General features: G+C 72.7%; 18 protein-coding genes. 9 read left to right on the top strand and 9 right to left on the bottom strand.

Annotation, left to right across the window (positions count from 1 at the left end):
- Positions 1-49: 49 nt before the first annotated feature.
- Positions 50-715, bottom strand: a complete 666-nt coding sequence (locus ADK52_RS11230) for a helix-turn-helix domain-containing protein (RefSeq protein ID WP_053689617.1) — start codon at positions 713-715, stop codon at positions 50-52.
- A gap of 336 nt (positions 716-1,051) precedes the next feature.
- On the opposite strand from ADK52_RS11230, the gene ADK52_RS11225 reads away from it, so the two are divergent.
- The 3 genes from ADK52_RS11225 (at position 1,052) to ADK52_RS11215 (ending at position 5,551) form a co-directional block, all read left to right on the top strand.
- Positions 1,052-1,924, top strand: coding sequence for a helix-turn-helix domain-containing protein (locus ADK52_RS11225; RefSeq protein ID WP_053689616.1), 873 nt, complete (start codon positions 1,052-1,054; stop codon positions 1,922-1,924).
- Positions 1,925-2,030: 106 nt separating this feature from the next.
- On the top strand, positions 2,031-3,386 hold the full coding sequence (locus ADK52_RS11220; RefSeq protein WP_053689615.1) for a 6-phospho-beta-glucosidase: 1,356 nt from the start codon (positions 2,031-2,033) through the stop codon (positions 3,384-3,386).
- A gap of 50 nt (positions 3,387-3,436) precedes the next feature.
- Positions 3,437-5,551, top strand: a complete 2,115-nt coding sequence (locus ADK52_RS11215) for an MDR family MFS transporter (RefSeq protein WP_107090028.1) — start codon at positions 3,437-3,439, stop codon at positions 5,549-5,551.
- A gap of 13 nt (positions 5,552-5,564) precedes the next feature.
- On the opposite strand, the gene ADK52_RS11210 is transcribed toward ADK52_RS11215, so the two are convergent.
- The 3 genes from ADK52_RS11210 to ADK52_RS11200 all read right to left on the bottom strand — a co-directional run bounded on the left by ADK52_RS11210 (position 5,565) and on the right by ADK52_RS11200 (position 6,653).
- Positions 5,565-5,825, bottom strand: a complete 261-nt coding sequence (locus ADK52_RS11210) for a hypothetical protein (RefSeq protein ID WP_053689613.1) — start codon at positions 5,823-5,825, stop codon at positions 5,565-5,567.
- The gene (locus ADK52_RS11205; protein WP_053689612.1) at positions 5,812-6,084 is read right to left on the bottom strand and encodes a DUF6400 family protein; all 273 of its coding nucleotides are present in this window, start codon (positions 6,082-6,084) and stop codon (positions 5,812-5,814) included. The genes ADK52_RS11210 and ADK52_RS11205 overlap by 14 nt, the downstream gene beginning before the upstream one ends.
- An 80-nt stretch (positions 6,085-6,164) precedes the next feature.
- Complete coding sequence (locus ADK52_RS11200) at positions 6,165-6,653, bottom strand: nucleotide triphosphate diphosphatase NUDT15 (protein ID WP_053689611.1); 489 nt, start codon at positions 6,651-6,653, stop codon at positions 6,165-6,167.
- Positions 6,654-6,718: 65 nt separating this feature from the next.
- On the opposite strand from ADK52_RS11200, the gene ADK52_RS11195 reads away from it, so the two are divergent.
- Both ADK52_RS11195 and ADK52_RS11190 read left to right on the top strand, forming a co-directional pair.
- Positions 6,719-7,729 carry an NAD(P)/FAD-dependent oxidoreductase gene (locus ADK52_RS11195; RefSeq protein ID WP_053689610.1) on the top strand — a complete coding sequence of 337 codons (1,011 nt, stop codon included), beginning with the start codon at positions 6,719-6,721 and terminating at the stop codon, positions 7,727-7,729.
- Between the two features lie 104 nt (positions 7,730-7,833).
- Positions 7,834-9,261, top strand: coding sequence for an NAD(P)-binding protein (locus tag ADK52_RS11190; RefSeq protein ID WP_053689609.1), 1,428 nt, complete (start codon positions 7,834-7,836; stop codon positions 9,259-9,261).
- On the opposite strand, the gene ADK52_RS11185 is transcribed toward ADK52_RS11190, so the two are convergent.
- Positions 9,219-10,292, bottom strand: a complete 1,074-nt coding sequence (locus tag ADK52_RS11185) for an ATP-dependent DNA ligase (RefSeq protein WP_053689608.1) — start codon at positions 10,290-10,292, stop codon at positions 9,219-9,221. The genes ADK52_RS11190 and ADK52_RS11185 overlap by 43 nt on opposite strands.
- A 75-nt stretch (positions 10,293-10,367) precedes the next feature.
- Between ADK52_RS11185 and ligD the strand changes: the two genes are divergently transcribed.
- The 3 genes from ligD (at position 10,368) to ADK52_RS11170 (ending at position 12,561) form a co-directional block, all read left to right on the top strand.
- A complete protein-coding gene (ligD, locus tag ADK52_RS11180) occupies positions 10,368-11,387 on the top strand; it encodes a non-homologous end-joining DNA ligase (RefSeq protein WP_053689607.1) in 1,020 nt (339 codons plus the stop codon).
- 56 nt (positions 11,388-11,443) lie between these two features.
- Entirely contained in the window at positions 11,444-12,238 is a 795-nt protein-coding gene (locus ADK52_RS11175) for a VOC family protein (RefSeq protein WP_053689606.1), read from the top strand.
- Between the two features lie 77 nt (positions 12,239-12,315).
- A complete protein-coding gene (locus tag ADK52_RS11170; RefSeq protein WP_030162223.1) occupies positions 12,316-12,561 on the top strand; it encodes a WhiB family transcriptional regulator in 246 nt (81 codons plus the stop codon).
- A gap of 131 nt (positions 12,562-12,692) precedes the next feature.
- Here the strand turns inward: ADK52_RS11170 and ADK52_RS11165 are convergent, their stop codons facing one another.
- The 4 genes from ADK52_RS11165 to ADK52_RS11150 form a co-directional block, all read right to left on the bottom strand.
- The gene (locus ADK52_RS11165) at positions 12,693-13,664 is read right to left on the bottom strand and encodes an acyl-ACP desaturase (protein ID WP_053689605.1); all 972 of its coding nucleotides are present in this window, start codon (positions 13,662-13,664) and stop codon (positions 12,693-12,695) included.
- 227 nt (positions 13,665-13,891) lie between these two features.
- The gene (locus ADK52_RS11160) at positions 13,892-15,532 is read right to left on the bottom strand and encodes an ABC-F family ATP-binding cassette domain-containing protein (RefSeq protein ID WP_053689604.1); all 1,641 of its coding nucleotides are present in this window, start codon (positions 15,530-15,532) and stop codon (positions 13,892-13,894) included.
- Positions 15,533-15,751: 219 nt separating this feature from the next.
- The gene (locus ADK52_RS11155; RefSeq protein ID WP_053689603.1) at positions 15,752-16,168 is read right to left on the bottom strand and encodes an SsgA family sporulation/cell division regulator; all 417 of its coding nucleotides are present in this window, start codon (positions 16,166-16,168) and stop codon (positions 15,752-15,754) included.
- Positions 16,169-16,346: 178 nt separating this feature from the next.
- A complete protein-coding gene (locus tag ADK52_RS11150; RefSeq protein WP_053689706.1) occupies positions 16,347-16,763 on the bottom strand; it encodes a (4Fe-4S)-binding protein in 417 nt (138 codons plus the stop codon).
- 74 nt (positions 16,764-16,837) lie between these two features.
- On the opposite strand from ADK52_RS11150, the gene ADK52_RS11145 reads away from it, so the two are divergent.
- Positions 16,838-17,926 carry a WD40/YVTN/BNR-like repeat-containing protein gene (locus ADK52_RS11145; RefSeq protein WP_053689602.1) on the top strand — a complete coding sequence of 363 codons (1,089 nt, stop codon included), beginning with the start codon at positions 16,838-16,840 and terminating at the stop codon, positions 17,924-17,926.
- Positions 17,927-18,125 lie beyond the last annotated feature (199 nt).

The following is an 18,125-nucleotide window of genomic DNA, read 5'->3' as shown; positions in this document are numbered from 1 at the left end:
GGATCCGGATCAGGACTCAAGGATCAGACCCAGACTCTCGACCGGGTCATCATTCATTCGGTTTGACGCTTTCGAGAAGCATGTCCAGCCACTCGGTCACCTTGTCCCGGTGTTTGTCGCTGGGCAGTTGGGCCGCGCGCCAGGCGATGCCGCGGACGCCGTGGTTCTGCAGGAGTCTTGCCAGCGGATCGCCGGTCGAAGCCGCCGGGGCGGGTACGGTTTCGCGCGTGCGGCCCGCGTAGTCCTGGAGCAGCTGCTGTTCGGTCCGCTGGAGGGCGTCGGTGAGGGCCTCGGCGTCGTGTGCGGTGAGGAAGCCGGCGTGGACGCCGAAGAAGCGCTGGATCGCGTCGCAGTGCTCCATGGTGGGCCGGCGGTCGCCGTTGATCAGGGCGCCCGCCTGCTGGCGCGACATTCCGGCGCCGTCGGCGATCTCCTGCTGCGTGTAGCGGCGTCCGTTCGGTTTCAGCCGGGTGCGCCGGAGCAGGTCGAGGCGCTGGAGGAAGCGCGTCTGCAGGCAGGGTTCGACGGCGGGCCGGCCGTCCAGCAGGGACCTGACCACGTCGGCGGGTACGCCGGAGGCCTCGGAGAGGCGGCGCAGGTCGAAGACCTTGTTCAGGTCGTGGCCCATCTTGCCCGCGAGTTCGGCGACGCGCGTGACGGTGGCTGCCAGGGGCGCGTGGGCCACCGCGACGGGAGCCGGGAAGCCGTCTGTCACCAGTGGTTCTCCTAGATCGCGGCGGGGTCGGTACGGGCACATGGTCGGCTTTTGGAATCTAGCCGAGGAGCCGCCGCGGGGCCAGAACTTGCCACAGCTGTGGCGGGAATGAGCTGTCAAGAGGCTGGAATTGCCACGATAGTTGACACTCGAATGAAGTCGGTAGCAGGATCGCCAGAGGAAATTGAAGATCCAGACCGTGAAGAGGGGGAGCTCTCGGTGCCACATCTCGCAGCGGTGGGCCCGTCCGATGGGTTTGCCCGAGCCGGTGAGGAGCGCCTCGCGGGCGAAGAGTCCGCACGCGGCGCAGTGCGGTCGGAGCGACGCAAGGAGATTTTGCGCCAGCGGCGCGAGGAACTGGGCCTGAGCCAGGAGGACCTCGCCGCCCGGCTGCGCATCAGCGTCCGCGCCTACGGCAACTGGGAACGCGGCCTGGTCAAGGAATGGACCGACCGCAAACTGCTCGCCCTGGCCGAGGCCTTGGAGATGAGCGAGCGGCAGTGCTTCTGGCTCTTCCGCGTCATGGTCGACCGGGACCCGCCGCCGACCTGGCGGGCGGCCGAGGAGAGCCGACTGCCCCAGGACCCCGCCCAGCGCGACTACCTGTGCGACTATGCGGCGCTCATGGAGGCCGTGCCGTACCCGAGCTTCCTGGTGGACCACCGCTGGGACGTGGCGCTCACCAACTCGGCGTTCGACAAGCTCTTCCAGTCGGTGCGCCCGCACCCGACGGCCCTGCCGGACGACAACTTCCTGCGCTTCGTGCTGTTCCACCCGGACGCCGCGTCCGTGCTGGAGGACCACGAACCGGCCTGGTGCGTACCGCTGCTGGCCCAGTTCGCCGGCGCGCTCGCCGCGGCCCCGGAGGACGAGGGCCTGAGCAGCATCCGCCAGGAGGTGGCCCGCGACCCGTTCATGGAGGCGGCCTACCGCTACGGGGTGCCGCACTGGCTGAGCACCCACGGGGCGGATGCCGCCGAGCGCGACGGGGCCGTGCGCACCGTCCGCCACTGGGACCCGCGCTGGGGCCCCGTGCGCTGCCGGATGGTGGCCGAATCCAGCCGGATGCTCGACGGGATGGGCCTCACCCGGATCACCATGATCCTGTCGACTCCGCAGGGCGCGGCGACGGGTCCGGACCGGGGCGGCGCGACCGCCCCGCTCCACCAGGGGCCCCGGCTGCGCGCCGTGCCCTCGCTGGACGACTAGCGGCCACGGGGGACACTGGAGCCCTCCAGCAGGATCGATCGCGCGTCGCGGATCGGATGCCACGGATCGTGGCACCGATCGTGGCACGGGCGAAGGGCGGTAGGGCGTGCGGCTGACCATCCTCGGCGGGGGCGGATTCCGGGTTCCGCTCGTCTACGGCGCACTCCTCGGCGACCATGCCGAGGGCCGCGTGTCCCAGGTGACCCTGTACGACGAGGACCCCGCCCGGCTCCGCGCCATGGCCCGGGTGCTCGCCGACCAGGCCTCCGCCTCCGGAGCGCCCGACGCCCCGGCCGTCACCGCCACCGGGGACCTCGACGAGGCCCTGCGCGGGGCCGACTTCGTCTTCTCCGCCATCCGCGTCGGCGGCCTCGAAGGGCGCGCCGCCGACGAGCGGGTCGCGCTGGCCGAGGGCGTACTGGGCCAGGAGACGGTCGGCGCGGGCGGGATCGCGTACGGCCTGCGGACGGTGCCGGTCGCCCGGGAGATCGCCCGCAGGGTGGCCCGTATCGCCCCCGAGGCCTGGGTCATCAACTTCACCAACCCGGCCGGGCTGGTCACCGAGGCCATGGCCGAGGAGCTCGGCGACCGGGTGATCGGGATCTGTGACTCCCCGGTGGGGCTCGGCAGGCGCGTGGCCCGGCTGCTCGGCGCCCGCCCCGAGGAGGCCTGGATCGACTACGTCGGCCTCAACCACCTGGGCTGGGTCCGCGGGCTGCGCATCGGCGGCCGCGACGAACTGCCGCGGCTGCTGGCCGACACCGAGGCGCTGGAGTCCTTCGAGGAGGGCCGGCTGTTCGGGGCCGAGTGGCTGCGCTCGCTCGGCGCGATCCCGAACGAGTACCTGCACTACTACTACTTCAACCGTGACACCGTACGGGCGTACACGGAGGCCAAGCAGACCCGCGGGGCGTTCCTGCGCGACCAGCAGCGCGGGTTCTACGCCGAGGCGGGCCGGGCGGACCAGCCGGCCGGGGCTGCGCTGGCCGCCTGGGACCGGACCCGGGCCGAGCGGGAGGCCACGTACATGTCCGAGAACCGCGAGGCGGCGGGCATGGGCGAGCGCGACGAGAGCGATCTGGAGTCCGGCGGGTACGAGAAGGTGGCGCTCGCGCTGATGCGGGCCATCGCGCGGGACGAGCGGGCCACGCTGATCCTCAACGTGCCCGGCCGCGGCGTGCTGTCCGAGCTCGACGCGCAGGCGGTCATCGAGGTGCCGTGCCTGGTCGACGCGAACGGCGCGCACCCGGTGGCCGTGGACCCGCTGCCGCTGCACGCGGTGGGCCTGGTGACCTCCGTCAAGGCGGTCGAGCGGGAGGTGCTCGCGGCCGCCGCGAGCGGCTCCCGGGCGGACGCCGTCAAGGCCTTCGCGCTGCACCCGCTGGTGGACTCGGTCGGGGTGGCCCGGCGGCTGCTGGACGGGTACGCGGCCGAGCACCCGGGCCTGGCCTACCTGCGCTGATCCCGCGCCGGCCGGCCCGCCGGAAGGGTCCCCCGTACGGCCCGGTGGGCATGCGGCGGGACGGGGGCGCTGTGAGAGTGCGAGATGTGACCACAGCCCCCGCCGAAGCCGCAGCCGCACCCGAGGCCGCGGCGCCTCCCGTGCTCGACCGGCGGCGGCGCAACATCATCTTCGGCACGATCATGCTGGGGGTACTGCTCGCGGCCCTGGACCAGACGATCGTCGGCACCGCGCTGCCCACGATCGTGGCGGATCTCGGCGGCGGGGAACACATGTCGTGGGTGGTGACCTCGTACCTCCTCGCGGAGACCGTCGCGACGGTGCTCGTGGGCAAGTTCGGTGACCTCTTCGGCCGGAAACTGATCTTCCAGACCTCGGCGATCGTCTTCATCACCGGCTCGTTCCTGTGCGGCCTGGCGAGCAACATGTCCCTGCTCATCCTGTGGCGGGGCGTCCAGGGCGTCGGCGCCGGCGGCCTCATGGTCACCTCCATGGCCCTGATCGCCGACGTGGTCCCGCTGCGCGAACGCGGCAAGTACCAGGGCGCGATCGGCGCCGTCTTCGGGGTCGCGACCGTGATCGGACCGCTGCTCGGCGGGCTGTTCACCGACCACCTCAGCTGGCGCTGGGCGTTCTACGTGAACGTCCCGATCGCGATCCTGGTGGTCGTCGCGGCGGCCCGGACGATCCCCTCGGTCCGCGCCGCCGGGGGGACCCGCATCGACTACCTGGGCATCGCCCTGGTCGCGGTGGGCTCCAGCGCCCTGATCCTGGCCACCAGCTGGGGCGGGAACGAGTACGCCTGGGGCTCCGCGACGATCATCGGGCTGTTCGTGCTCGGCGTGCTGGCCCTGGCCCTGTTCTGCCTGGTCGAGACGCGGGCGGCGGAGCCGATGCTGCCGATGCGGCTGTTCGGGAACCCGGTCTTCACCGTCTGCTCGGTGCTCAGCTTCGTGGTCGGCTTCGCCATGCTCGGCGCGATGACCTTCCTGCCGACGTACCTCCAGTTCGTGGACGGGGATTCGGCCACGGTCTCGGGCGTACGGACGCTGCCGCTGGTGATCGGCCTGCTGATCGCGTCCGTCTTCAGCGGGAACGTCACCAGCAAGACCGGTCGGTACCGGATCTTCCCCATCGTCGGGAGCCTGGTGATGGGCGTCGGGCTGTACCTGCTGTCGCGGATGGGCCCGGGGACCGGCGCCTGGCTGGAATCGCTGTACATGTTCGTGCTCGGTGCCGGGATCGGCCTGTGCATGCAGGTCCTGACGATCGCCGTGCAGAACACCGTGGACTACGCCGACCTCGGCACCGCCACATCAGGCGTCACGTTCTTCCGCACGCTCGGCAGCGCCTTCGGCACCGCCGTGTTCGGGACCATCTACGCCAACACCCTCGCCCCCGAGCTGGAGAAGGCCGTCGCGGAGGCCGCGCGGGCCACCGGGGCCGATCCGGCGCAGCTGGCGAAGACGGTCCAGAGCCCCCAGGGGGTGCACGGGCTCGACCCGGCGGCGGCCGGCCCCGTGGTCGAGGCGTACGCGCAGGCGCTGCACACGGTGTTCCTGTGGACCGTGCCGGTGGCCGGCATCGGCTTCGTCGTCGCGCTCTTCCTCAAGCAGGTCCGGCTGCGCGACAGCGCCCGCGCGGCGTCGACGGACATGGGCGACGGCTTCGCCTCACCCGCCACGGCCTCCGGCGATTCGGCCAAACTGCTGGAACTGGCGGTCGGCAAACTCGTCCGGAACATGGGGCCGGAGACGGCGCGGACGATCGTGAACGCCTCGGACACCCGGCTGGACATCGCGGGTGCGTGGGCGGTGATGCAAGTGGAGATCATGACCCGTACGGTCGGCCACGCGAGCCTCGGGCTCATCGCCTCGCGCCGCGCCCTGCCGCCGGAGGTCCTGGTGCCGGTCTTCGAGCGGATGGACCAGGAGGGGTACCTGACCCGGGAGGGCGCCTTCTTCACGCTCACGCCGGCGGGGCAGCGGGAGGCGGCGACCCTCTCGAAGGCGTGGGGGGACTGGCTCGGCGACGAACTGGAGAAGGACCGCGGCCGCCCGCGGAGCGAGGAACTCCGGGCGGCGGCCGACGCGATCGCGAAGCGGCTGCTCGTGGAGGACCTGAGCGAGGGCTACTTCGCGCAGAAGGCCCCGGCGGGGGTGTGACCCGCGACCGCGGTCAGAGTCCGGCCGACCGGCCGCTGGTGATGCGGCTCCACAGGGAGCGCGTGGCGCCGAAGCCGCTCTCGTGCACCCAGACGTGGGTGCAGGACGGGCACTGCAGGTGCAGCAGGCTGCCGGTGTTGGTGAGCAGGTAGCGCCAGTGCGCGGAGCAGGTGCGCCGCTGCTCGCACGGCGCGCAGCCGCGGGCGTCGTCGCAGCTCGGGCAGGCCACCCAGGCGCGTCGCCCGGGGTCCGCCTGCGGGTCAAGCGGCAGCATGGCCGTCCCCGCGCGGGGCGAGCACGCCGGCGGCGACCAGGCCGTCGTAGACGCGCTGCTGCTCGGCGTCGAGGCCGGAGTACAGCAGGTCGTACGCCGCCTCCTCACCGCGCAGTACCTCGATCGGGTCCCAGTCGGGGCCGAGGGCGGCCATGACCTGGGCCCGCCGCAGGACCTCCTGAGCGGTGAGGTCGACGGTGAAGTCGACCAGCTCGGGGGTGCCCGGGTCGGTGGGGGGTGTGGGGTGGTGTGGGGCCATGCTTCGAACTTAGGTATGCCTTCCTTCCCGTGGCAAGAGGGGGTGGGGGATGTCACAGCGGGTCGCCCCCGCTCGCGGCCCTACGCCGACGGGTAGTCGTACGACGGGACGGGCGGCAGGGTCGGCCCGAGCTCGGGGCGCCAGGCGCGCAGGACCGCCACCGAGGGCGCGTAGAGGGCCTCGGGGATCCCGTCCGGGGCGAACCACTGCCAGCGCAGGATCTTGTGCGGCTCGGTGACCCTGGGCGTGCCCCGGGCGGCGCTGGTGACGGCCCCCGCGGTCAGGCGGGTCGTCCCGGCCTCCGGGGAGAGCTGGACGATCAGGATCCGGATGTCCCCGGGGGCCGCCCGCAGATCCGTCTCCTCGGCCAGTTCGCGCGCGGCGGCCTGCTCGAAGCTCTCCCCGGGGTCGACCTTCCCGCCGGGCAGCTCCCAGCGGCCGTCGTGCGCCTGGCCGAGGAGCACGCGCCCGTCGGCGTCGGTCACGACGAGGCCGACACCGACGACGGCGTTGGGCCGGGGGACGGCCCGTGCTGCCGGGCGTTCGGGCTGGTCGTTCGGTGGGGTCATCGTTCCATTTGCCGGTTCGGCAACAGAGTTTGTCAAGCGGGTGGGCGGGCCGCACCCTCGGCTGTATGGACAACGCGAGGGACAAGACGCTGACGGGTTCTTTCGACGTGGTGGTCGTGGGCGGCGGGGCCGCCGGACTCGCCGGGGCGCTGACCCTGGCCCGGGCCCGCCGTTCACTGCTGGTGCTCGACTCCGGCAGCCCCCGCAACGCCCCCGCCGCCCACCTGCACGGCTACCTGGGCCGGGACGGGGCGAGCCCGGCCGAGCTGCTGGCCGTGGGGCGGGCCGAGGTCACCGGGTACGGGGGCGAGATCCGCTCCGGGGCGGCCGGCACCGCGCTGGCCGCCGACCGGCTGCCCGGCGGCGGCTTCCTCGTGCGGTGCGCCGACGGGTCCGCGGTCCGGGCCGGCCGGCTGCTGATCGCCACCGGGCTGGTCGACGAGCTGCCGGAGCTGCCGGGACTGCGGGAGCGCTGGGGGCGGGACGTACTGCACTGCCCGTACTGCCACGGCTGGGAGGTCCGAGACGAGCCGGTCGCGGTCCTGGCCACCGGCCCGGTCGCCGTGCACCAGGCGCAGACGTGGCGGAACTGGACCGACCGCGTGACCCTGCTGACCCACACCTGGCGGCTCACCGGCGAGGACCGGGAGCTGCTGTCCGCACTGGGTGTCGCGGTGGCGGAGGGCGAGGTGACCGGCCTCGACATCGCCGGGGACCGGCTGGCCGGGGTGACCCTGGCCGGTGGCGCGGCCGTGGCGTGCACGGCGCTCGTGGTGGCCCCGGGGCTCACCGCCCGCGCCGGGGTGGCGGCGAGCCTCGGGCTGCCCGTCGCCACCGTGGAGCGGGCCGGAGCGGCGATCGGCACCTGCCTGGAAGCCGATCCGGCGAGCGGGGCCACCGCGCTGCGCGGGGTCTGGGCCGCCGGGAACGTGGCCGGCCCCATGGAGCAGCTGGCCGGGGCGGCCGCGGCCGGCGTCCGGGCGGCCGTGGCGATCAACACCGACCTGATCGAGGAGGAGGGCCGGCGGGCCCTCGAAGCCCACCGAGCCGCTGTCCGTTGCGCGGGCCGGGAGTAGCCCGTCGGACAGGTGTGCGGGTTTCGGCCAGGGCAGGTCCGTGCAGGCTCTGAGCGGTCTGATCTTCGTACCGTTCATCGGCTCAGAGGCTCGGGGGGCTCGCAATGGCACATGTGCTGGTCATCGGCGGAGGTGTCGGAGGGCTGGCGACCGCACTGCTCGCGGCCCGGTACGGACACACCGCCGAGCTGTTCGAGCGCGATACGCGCGCACCCGGAACCGCGCTCGACCGGGACTTCTTCGGATGGCACCGCCCCGGCGTCCCGCAGGCCGCGCAGCCGCACGCCCTGCTCGGCGCGGCCCGTACCGTCCTGCGGCGGGAGCTGCCCGACGTCCACGCGGAGATGCTGCGGCTCGGCGCCCGCGAGCGGCACGAGCTGGACTGGTTCGACGTACGCCCGCCGCAGCGGCCCGGCGACGAGGACCTGGTGATGCTCCAGGCCCGGCGCATCGTGCTGGAGAGCGCTCTGGCCACCGCGCTGCGCGCGGAACCGGGGGCCGTCATGCACCACGGGGAGCCGGTGACCGGCCTGCTGGCCGAGCCGACGGGATCCGCCATACGGGTGCGGGGCGTGACCACGCCGGCCGGTGCGTACGCGGGGGACCTCGTCGTGGACGCGGGCGGGCGGCGCGGCGGCGTCGAGCGGCTGCTGCCCGCGGCGGGCTGCCGGCCGGCGGTCGTGGAACGGCACCGCACGGGGCTGGCGTACTTCTGCCGCTGGTACCGGCTGCCCGAGGGGATGGAGGAGGGGCCGCGCCGGCCCTGGGCGGTGACCGGCGGCACCTTCGCCGGGTGCGCCGTCTTCCCGGCCGACAACCGGGTGTTCGCCGTGACCCTGTTCGTCCACACCGGCGACACCACCCGCTCCGCGCTGCGCGATCCCGCCGTGTTCGAGGCCGCCGCGCGCGCCTTTCCGCCCGGTGCGGCCTGGCTGGAGCTGGGTGCCGAACCGCTGTCGGGCGTACTGGCCACGGCGAGCCTGGACAACCGGTGGAGCGCGCTGGTCGACGAGCGGGGGCCGGTGGCGACCGGACTGGTGCCGATCGGGGACGCGATCGCGCACACCAACCCGACGCTGGGACAGGGCACCTCGCTGGCGCTGTGGGCCGCGTGCCGGGTGGCCCGTACGGCGCACCAGGACGCGGGATCGGTGCGGTTCGCCGCCGCGTACCACGCGTGGGCCGTGCGGACCCTGAAGCCGTGGTTCGACTTCCAGGTGGCGGCCGACTCGGCCATCGGGGAGCGGTTCGCGACGCGGGCCGGGCGGCGGACCGAGTCGGCGCGCGCGGTGGCCGCGCTGTTCGAGTGCGCACTGGACGACCCCGAGGTGATGCGGGCCCGGGCGCGGGTGCGGCACCTGGCCGATCCGCCGGAGCGGGCCTACGCGGACCCGGAGGTGCGGGCCCGGGTGGCGCGCTGGCTGGCGGCCCGGCCCGGGTACGCGCCACAGGTGGCGGGACCGGACCGGGAGGAGTGGGAGAGGCTGGTCTACGACCCGGCGGTCGGGCCGAGGACATCGGCGAGGTCGTAACCGACGACCTCCTCGAGCTGGGCGTACGTACAGCTCCGCGGTTCGCGGTCGGGCCGCCAGCGGCGGAACTGGGCCGTGTGCCGGAAGCGGTCGCCCTCCATGTGGTCGTACGCGACCTCGCAGACGCGCTCGGGGCGCAGCGGTACCCAGGAGAGGTCCTTCTTGCCGGTCCAGCGGCTCTGTGCGCCGGGCAGCCGGGCGCTCTCGTGCGCGGACTCCTCGGCCCAGGCGGCCCACGGGTGCCCGGTGGTGTCCTCCATCCGCAGCGGTGCGAGCTCGTCCACCAGCTCGGCGCGGCGCTTCATCGGGAAGGCGGCGCAGACCCCCACGTGCTGGAGGGCGCCGTGGGTGTCGTACAGGCCCAGGAGCAGCGATCCGACAATCGGACCGCTCTTGTGGAAACGGAAACCCGCGATGACGACGTCGGCCGTACGCTCGTGCTTGATCTTGAACATGAGGCGGGCATCGGGCCGGTAGGGGAGATCGAGCGGTTTGGCGACCACCCCGTCGAGCCCGGCGCCCTCGAACCGCTCGAACCACTCCTGCGCGAGCGCGGGGTCGGTGGTCGCGGGCGCGAGGTGAACGGGGGGCGAAGCGGTGGACAGGGCATCGGTGAGGGCGTTGCGGCGGTCGGCGAGCGGGGTGTCGAGGAGCCCCTCGTCGCCGAGCGCGAGCAGATCGAAGGCGACGAAGCTGGCGGGGGTCGTCCGCGCCAGCATGTCGACACGGGACCGCGCGGGATGGATCCGCTCGGTCAGCCGGTCGAAGTCCAGACGCCCGCCGTGAACGATGACGATCTCGCCGTCCACCACGCAGCGGGCCGGCAGGTTGCCCTTCAGCGCGGTCACCAGCTCGGGGAAGTACCGGGTCAGGGTCTTGCCGGTGCGGCTGCCGATCTCCACCTCGTCGCCGTCGCGGTGCACGATCGCCCGGAAGCCGTCCCATTTGGCCTCGTACTGCATGCCCGGCGGGATCTTGGCCACCGACTTGGCGAGCATCGGCTTCACGGGCGGCATCACGGGCAGATCCATGTCTTAGATTCTGCGGTGGTACGTCCCCGCCCGCCCGGTATGCGCACGGAGCGGGGGCCGCCTACCGTGGCGCACATGGGTGCATCCGGGAATGCCATCGAGCTGGACGCGGGCGGGCGGACGGTGCGCCTGTCCAGCCCGGACAAGGTCTACTTCCCCGAGCGGGGCCTGACGAAGCTGGACGTGGCGCGGTACTACCTGTCGGTGGCCGACGGGATCACGCGCGCCCTGCGCAACCGGCCCACCACCCTGGAGCGCTACCCCGAAGGGGTGGAGGGCGAGTCCTTCTTCCAGAAGCGCGCCCCGAAGAACCTGCCCGACTGGATCCCGACCGCACACATCGAGTTCCCCAGCGGGCGGACGGCCGACGAGATCTGCCCGACCGAGCCGGCCGCCGTACTGTGGGCCGCCAACCTGGGCTGCCTCACCTTCCATCCCTGGCCGGTGCGGCGCGAGGACACCGACCGGCCCGACGAACTGCGCATCGACCTGGACCCGCAGCCGGGCACGGACTACCACCACGCGGTGATCTGCGCCCACGAACTGCGCGACGTACTGGAGGACCTGGGCCTGCGCGGCTGGCCCAAGACCTCCGGCGGGCGCGGTCTGCACGTCTTCGTCCCGATCGAGCCGCGCTGGACCTTCACCGAGGTCCGGCGCTGCGCGATCGCGATCGGCCGCGAGCTGGAACAGCGGATGCCCGGCAAGGTGACCACGGCGTGGTGGAAGGAGGAGCGCGGCGAGCGGATCTTCGTCGACTACAACCAGACCGCCCGCGACCGCACGATCGCCTCCGCGTACTCCGTACGCCCGCGCCCGCACGCCCCCGTGTCGGCCCCGCTGCGCTGGGACGAGATCGACTCGGCCGAACCCCGCGACTTCGACATCACCACGATGCCGGCGCGCTACGCCGAACTCGGGGACCTGCACGCGGACATGGACGACCACGCCTTCACCCTGGACGCGGCCCTGGAACTCGCCGAGCGCCACGAACACGACCACGGCCTGGGCGACATGCCCTACCCGCCGGACTACCCGAAGATGCCGGGCGAACCGAAGCGCGTCCAGCCGAGCCGGGCGAAGCACGAGGACTGAGGGCCCTGTCAGTGGCGGATGCCATGCTCGCAGGGAGGACGGAAGGAGTACGGGTCATGCTCACGACGGACTACACGGACGGCTCCCCGAGCTGGGTCGACCTCGGCACGCCCGACCTCGACGGCGCCGCCGGGTTCTACACCGGACTGTTCGGCTGGGACTACCGGCCGGGCGGCGAGGAAGCCGGCGGATACGCGATGTTCCAGCTCGACGGCAGGACGGTGGCCGGCGGCATGGCCGTCGCGCCGCAGGAGGTGAGGTCGGCCTGGACGCTGTACTTCCAGAGCTCCGACGCGGACGCCACGGCGGCCGCCGTGGTGAAGGCGGGCGGCACGGTGGCGGTCGAACCCAGGGACGTCATGGGCCTCGGGCGGATGGCGATCTTCGCCGACCCGGCGGGGGTCACGTTCTCGATCTGGCAGCCGGGCAGGATCGAAGGCCTCGGCGCGGTCACCGACGTCGGCACCCTGTGCTGGACCGAGCTGTACACGGGCGACGTGCCGGCGGCCGCGGCCTTCTACGGCTCGGTGTTCGGGTGGGAGATCAGCGAGATGCCCTTCGAGGGCGGCTCGTACACCGTGGTCAAGGCGGCCGGAACCTCCGACGAGGCGGCCTTCGGCGGCCTGGTCCCGATCGGCACCGACCCGGTGGAGGACGCCGAACGCCCCTACTGGACCCCGTACTTCGAGGTCGCCGACTGCGATGTGACGGCGGCCAGGGCGGAGGAGTCGGGCGGCAAGGTGCGGCTGTCGCCGGTGTTCATGGAGGGCGTCGGCCGCTTCGCGAAGCTGGCGGACCCCTACGGTGCGCGGTTCGCGGTCATCGCCAGCGCTCCCGCGCCCGGGGCGTGAGGCCGCGCCGGCGGCGGTGAACCGGTGTTGATCAGGCGTTGATCGGACGTCCATCGGCGGCGATGAGTATCTCCGGCATGTCGATGAACACCGCCACCACCACCGCAGCACCCGCCTGGTACGACCTCGCCCTCTGCGCCCAGACGGGCCCGGGCTTCTTCTTCCCGGAGCCCGGCTCGTCCCTGCGGGACGCGAAGCGGCTGTGCGGGGCGTGCGAGGGCCGCGCGGCCTGCCTGGAGTACGCCCTGGCCAACGACGAGCGGTTCGGCGTCTGGGGCGGCCTCTCGGAGTCGGAGCGCCTCGCTCTGCGCCCGCGCGGCTGACCGGGCCCGACACCGCCGGTCGACCACCCAGGAAACGCGAAACCCTGGCAGGGCGGGGGCCATGCCAGGGCTTCGCGGCGCTGTGGGGCGCCGTGGGCGCTGCGGGGGCGCTGCGGGGGCGTTGCGGGCGGTCAGGCCTTGCGGGCCGCGATGCGCGCCGCGCGGGCGGCCAGGCGCTCGTCGAACTTGCGGGCCTCGGAGTCCAGGCCGTTCATGAAGAGCCCGAGCTCCTCCTGGGCCTTCTGGCCCTCCGGGCCGAGACCGTCGATGTCCATGATCTTCAGGAAGCGGATCACCGGGCTGAGTACGTCGTCGTGGTGGATCCGCAGGTTGTAGACCCCGCCGATCGCCATCTGCGCGGCCATCCGCTCGAAGCCGGGCATGCCGTGTCCGGGCATCCGGAAGTTGACCACGACGTCCCGCACGGCCTGCATCGTCAGGTCCGGGGCGAGCTCGAAGGCCGCGCCCAGCAGGTTGCGGTAGAAGACCATGTGCAGGTTCTCGTCCTGCGCGATGCGGGCCAGCATCCGGTCGCAGACCGGGTCACCGGACTGGTGGCCGGTGTTGCGGTGCGAGATGCGGGTCGCGAGCTCCTGGAAGGCCACGTAGGCCACCGAGTGCAGCATCGAGTGCCGGTTGTCGGACTCGAAGCCCTCCGACATGTGCTGCATGCGGAACGCTTCCAGCTTGTCCGGGTCCACGGCGCGCGAGGCCAGCAGGTAGTCGCGCATCACGATGCCGTGGCGGCCCTCCTCGGCCGTCCAGCGGTGCACCCAGGTGCCCCAGGCGCCGTTGCGGCCGAAGAGCGTGGCGATCTCGTGGTGGTAGCTGGGGAGGTTGTCCTCGGTCAGCAGGTTCACGACCAGCGCGATCTTGCCGATGTCGGTGACCTTGGACTGCTCCGGGTCCCAGGCCTCGCCGTCCTCGAAGAAGCCCGGGAAGTTCCGGCCGTCGCTCCACGGGACGTACTCGTGGGGCATCCAGTCCTTGGTGACCTTCAGGTGGCGGTTGAGTTCCTTCTCGACCACCTCTTCCAGCGCGTACAGCAGCTTGGCGTCGGTCCACGCCTCCGAGCTGCCGAGGTGGGGAGAGGTGATTGTCACGGGTGCTCCTGAGGACAAAGCGAAATACCTACGGTTCCGTAGCCTACGAATCCGTAGGTTAAGCGGAGCGTGAGGGCCAGCCAAGCCCCAGGCGTTCATATGACCGGTTACGTCCCGTTATCTGTGCAGTTTGAGGGCGCGCGAGAAGGGCCCGGCGGAGCGAAAGTCGCCCCGGCAGGTGGTCCGCGACACCCGCCTTGACGGCGGCGGGCGTCGCGGCTGCGGACTCACTCGTCCCAGAGGGCCTCGCGCACCTCCTCGGCCGTGGTCGGCCTCAGCTCGCCGTCGAGCAGCAGCCACCGGGTGATCCCGATCGACTCCAGGAACGGCACGTCGTGGCTGGCCACCAGCAGCGCACCCTCGTACGACGCCAGCGCGTCCGTGAGCTGCCGTACGCTCGCCAGGTCCAGGTTGTTCGTCGGCTCGTCCAGCATCAGCAGCTGCGGAGGCGGCTCCGCCAGCAGCAGCGCCGCCAGCGCCGCCCGGAACCGCTCGCCGCCCGACAGGGTGCCGGCCGGCCGGTCCGCCCGGGCGCCCCGGAACAGGAAGTGCGCGAGCCGCGCCCGGATCAGGTTGTTCGAGGCCTGCGGGGCGAACCGGGCCACGTTCTCCACCACCGAGCGGCTCTCGTCGAGCACGTCCAGCCGCTGCGGCAGGAACCGCGTGGGCACGTGCGTGACCGCCTCGCCCGACACCGGGGGGAGCGTCCCCGCGATCGTGCGCAGCAGGGTCGTCTTGCCCGAACCGTTGCGGCCCACCAGCGCGATCCGCTCCGGACCGCGCAGCTCCCACTCGCCCGCCGCCCGCGCCCCGTGCGCCAGGTGCACGTTGCTCAGGGTCAGGACCCGGCGCCCCGGCGGGACCTGGGTGGCGGGCAGCTCGATCCGGATCTCGTCGTCGTCCCGGACCGCCTCCGCCGCCTGGTCCAGCCGCTCCTTCGCCTGCGCCAGCTTCTCGGTGTGCAGGATGCGGTGCTTGCCGGCCGACTCCTGCGCCGCGCGCTTGCGGGCACCCATGACGATCTTCGGCTCGCGCTTCGAGTCGTACATCTTCTGGCCGTACCGCTTGCGCCGCGCCAACGTGAGGTGGGCGTCCGACAGTTCCCGCCTCTGCCGCTGTACGTCGGCCTCCGCGACCCGGACCATCCGCTCGGCCGCGTCCTGCTCGGCGGCGAGCTGCTCCTCGTACGCCGTGAAGTTCCCTCCGTACCAGCGGACTTCGCCGCCGTGCAGGTCGGCGATCTGGTCGACCCGCTCCAGCAGCTCCCGGTCGTGGCTGACCAGGAGCAGCACCCCGGACCAGGACTCGACCGCCGCGTACAGGCGGCGCCGGGCCCGCAGGTCCAGGTTGTTCGTCGGCTCGTCCAGCAGCAGGACGTCGGGGCGGGCGATCAGCAGGGCCGCCAGGCGCAGCAACACGCATTCCCCGCCCGACAGTTCACCGACCGTACGGTCCAGGCCGATCCGGGCGAGCCCGAGCTGGTCGAGCGTGGCCAGGGCCCGCTCCTCGACGTCCCAGTCGTCGCCGACCGCGGCGAAGTTCGCCTCGGTGGCCTCGCCCGCCTCGATGGCGTGCAGGGCGGTACGGACGGTGTGGATGCCGAGCGCCTCGTCCACGCGCAGGGCGGTGTCGAGGGTGACGCCCTGCGGCAGGTAGCCGACGGTGCCGGCCAGGGACAACTGGCCCTCGGACGGTGTCAGTTCACCGGCGATGAGCTTCAGCAGGGTGGACTTCCCGCAGCCGTTGAGGCCGATCAGGCCGGTACGGCCCGGGCCGACGGCCAGCTGGAAGTCCTCGAAGACGGGCGTGCCGTCGGGCCAGTCGAAGGACAGGGCGGAGCAGGTGATGAATGCAGGGGCATGGCTCATGGAGGCCTCCAGGTTGCGTGAGTGGTACGTGCAACGCGGGGAGACAGCCGACGGTGGGATCCGGTGGCGGATCGGTGGGATCGGTGGGACCGGTCGGTGTCTCGGACCTCAGAAGAGCAATGTCCTGCTCCGTTTCGACGGCAGTGGGGCGTCGACGAAGCTACGGGCGGCCGGAGCCGCCCGCAAACGATTAACCGCGGGAGGGGGCGAGGACGAGTCTCAGTGCGGGTCGCGCATCAGCTCGGCCAGGCTGTGGTCCATGTCGAGGTACAGGTGCTCCAGACCCGGCGGCACGATCGCCGCGGCCCGCTCCAGGAACCGGTGCAGCTCGGCGGTCAGCATCAGCACGATCGCGACGCCCTCGGGCGCGTGGAACTCGATCGTGGTCCGGTCGATGTCGTACGGCCGCACCCGCACGTCGCCGCAGCCGGTCGGGCGGTCCAGCCCCGATTCGAGGAGCTCGCGGGCGAACGTCCACGAAACCTCGATGCCCTCCAGCGTGGCGGGAGCGGGGAAGGCCATGCGCACGGCGAAGGGATCGGCACGGTCGTAGCAGAGCGTGACGGGTACGGTCTCGACCTTCGGGGCGGTGGCGACCAGACGGGCCTGCACGGCCTGCTCGATAACAGTGATCAAGGCTCGCTCCCTTGCGGCGGATCTGCTGCCGGGCGTGGGGTGAAGCCCGGCAACCGGATAGACGCCGGAATCGGCAAATCCGTGCATGCGAACTGACGTGAGCTGTGTCACCGATTGGCTGGATCGCGTCCGTTTGATCGCACAGAGTGACGGGTGGAGGGGTGCGGGTGAAGGGGCCTCAGTCGCTGCCGCAGGCCCCGGAGTGGTCACAGAACGGCTGGTTCCCGCTCACTCCACAGGCGCAAAGCATCGCCCTGGTCTCCCGTCGGACGGTCCCTTCGGGGGTCGTCACGCGCAGATCGCCGCGCATCACGAGCTGGCCGGCGGGCGACCGCACGACCGTGGTCGGCCGGTCCGGCTCCTCGGCCGGCTCGTCGTCGGCGAGCCGGTACTGGAGCGCACCCGAGGGGCACCGGCGGATCACCTCGGCGACCCGCTCCGGCTCGGCGCCGTCCGGCTGTACCCACGGACGCTTCCCCGAGTCGAACACCTCGGGGAGCCCGCGCACGCATTCGGCGGCGTGCAGGCACCGCCCGGTGTCGTAGGTGACGGTGACGCGCTTGCCGTCGTAGGCCTTGGGTTCCTTGGATGGCATGGCCTCAGCGTAGGAACGCGGCGGCACGGACGCACCCTGGACGCCGAATCCGGTGTGCATTAGCTTCCGGCGCCATGAGACTTCTGGGAGTTGGCATGTGCGCGGCGGCTCTGGCGGTGGGTCTGCTGGCCGCCCCGGCACACGCGCAGGACCTGGGCGACGTCCAGGGGTTAGGGGAGGGGCGCGCGGGCTGGGCGCTGAAGGACACCGGCAAGGACGCCCGGTTCCGCGGGCTGGCGGCGGTCAGCCGCTCCACGGCCTGGGTGGCCGGCTCCAAGGGCACGGTGCTGCGCACGGTGGACGGCGGCCGCAGCTGGCGTGACGTCTCACCGCCGGGCGCGGTCGCCGAGGGCCTGGAGCTGCGCGACATCGAGGCTTTCGACGCGCGGCGCGCGGTGGCCCTGTCCATCGGGGAGGGCGAGGCTTCGCGGGTGCTGCGCACCGAGGACGGCGGGGCCACCTGGACCGAGGCCTTCCGCAACCCCGACCCGCGGGCCTTCTACGACTGCCTCACCTTCTTCGACTCCCGCCACGGGCTGGCCATGAGCGACCCGGTGGACGGCAAGTTGCGGATCCTGTCGACGGACGACGGCGGCCGCAACTGGGCGGTGCTGCCGAGCACGGGCATGCCGGAGGCCCTGCCGGGCGAGGCGGGCTTCGCGGCCAGTGGCCAGTGCCTGGTGAACGCCGGGTCGCGCGACGTCTGGCTGGCCACGGGCGGCGGCGCGGTCGCCCGGATCCTGCACTCGCAGGACCGCGGCCGCACCTGGAAGGTCGCCGAGTCGGGCATCCCGGCGGGCGACCCGGCCAAGGGGGTCTTCGCCCTGGCCTTCCGCGACCGTACGACGGGCCTCGCGGTCGGCGGCGACTACCGCACCGGCGAAGCCTCCCCGCAGGCGGCCGCGGTATCGGCGGACGCGGGCCGCACCTGGCGCCCGGCTTCGACCCCGCCACCCGCCTACCGCTCGGGCGCGGCCTGGCTCCCGCACCTGCGCACCGCGGCCCTGGCGGTGGGCCCGACGGGCACGGACGTGACGACGGATGGGGGCAGGACGTGGAGGGCACTGGCCGAGGGCTCGTTCGACACGGTCGACTGCGCACGCGACGGCGGCTGCTGGGCGGCGGGCGAGAAGGGGAGGGTGGGCAGGCTGGAGGGGTCTTGAGGGGAGGCGTCGTACGGAGATGTCGGCCGGGGTGTGGGGGCGGGCACCCTCGTTCGGGGGCGGGTGAGGTCGGCCGGGGTGTTGGGGGCGGGATCCCCTGGTGCGGGGTCGGTGGTGTGTCCGGGGGCGTCCCGTCAGTCCACTGTCCTTCCGTGTCGGGTCGGTCCGTCAAGGGCGCTCCCTGCGGTCGCGTCGCTTC

The sequence above is a fragment of the Streptomyces sp. WM6372 genome (assembly GCF_001279655.1).
GTDB lineage: Bacteria > Actinomycetota > Actinomycetes > Streptomycetales > Streptomycetaceae > Streptomyces.
This window is presented reverse-complemented; position numbering and strand designations above follow the sequence as displayed.

Excerpts from the sequence above, each read along its gene's own strand:
- ADK52_RS11160 (WP_053689604.1), bottom strand. The coding sequence starts at position 15,532 with ATGAGCCATGCCCCTGCATTCATCACCTGCTCCGCCCTGTCCTTCGAC.
- ligD (WP_053689607.1), top strand. The coding sequence starts at position 10,368 with ATGGGTGCATCCGGGAATGCCATCGAGCTGGACGCGGGCGGGCGGACG.
- ADK52_RS11175 (WP_053689606.1), top strand. The coding sequence starts at position 11,444 with ATGCTCACGACGGACTACACGGACGGCTCCCCGAGCTGGGTCGACCTC.
- ADK52_RS11150 (WP_053689706.1), bottom strand. The coding sequence starts at position 16,763 with ATGCCATCCAAGGAACCCAAGGCCTACGACGGCAAGCGCGTCACCGTC.
- ADK52_RS11185 (WP_053689608.1), bottom strand. The coding sequence starts at position 10,292 with ATGGATCTGCCCGTGATGCCGCCCGTGAAGCCGATGCTCGCCAAGTCG.
- ADK52_RS11190 (WP_053689609.1), top strand. The coding sequence starts at position 7,834 with ATGGCACATGTGCTGGTCATCGGCGGAGGTGTCGGAGGGCTGGCGACC.
- ADK52_RS11200 (WP_053689611.1), bottom strand. The coding sequence starts at position 6,653 with ATGACCCCACCGAACGACCAGCCCGAACGCCCGGCAGCACGGGCCGTC.
- ADK52_RS11215 (WP_107090028.1), top strand. The coding sequence starts at position 3,437 with ATGCGGCGGGACGGGGGCGCTGTGAGAGTGCGAGATGTGACCACAGCC.
- ADK52_RS11145 (WP_053689602.1), top strand. The coding sequence starts at position 16,838 with ATGAGACTTCTGGGAGTTGGCATGTGCGCGGCGGCTCTGGCGGTGGGT.
- ADK52_RS11170 (WP_030162223.1), top strand. The coding sequence starts at position 12,316 with ATGTCGATGAACACCGCCACCACCACCGCAGCACCCGCCTGGTACGAC.
- ADK52_RS11210 (WP_053689613.1), bottom strand. The coding sequence starts at position 5,825 with ATGCTGCCGCTTGACCCGCAGGCGGACCCCGGGCGACGCGCCTGGGTG.
- ADK52_RS11195 (WP_053689610.1), top strand. The coding sequence starts at position 6,719 with ATGGACAACGCGAGGGACAAGACGCTGACGGGTTCTTTCGACGTGGTG.
- ADK52_RS11205 (WP_053689612.1), bottom strand. The coding sequence starts at position 6,084 with ATGGCCCCACACCACCCCACACCCCCCACCGACCCGGGCACCCCCGAG.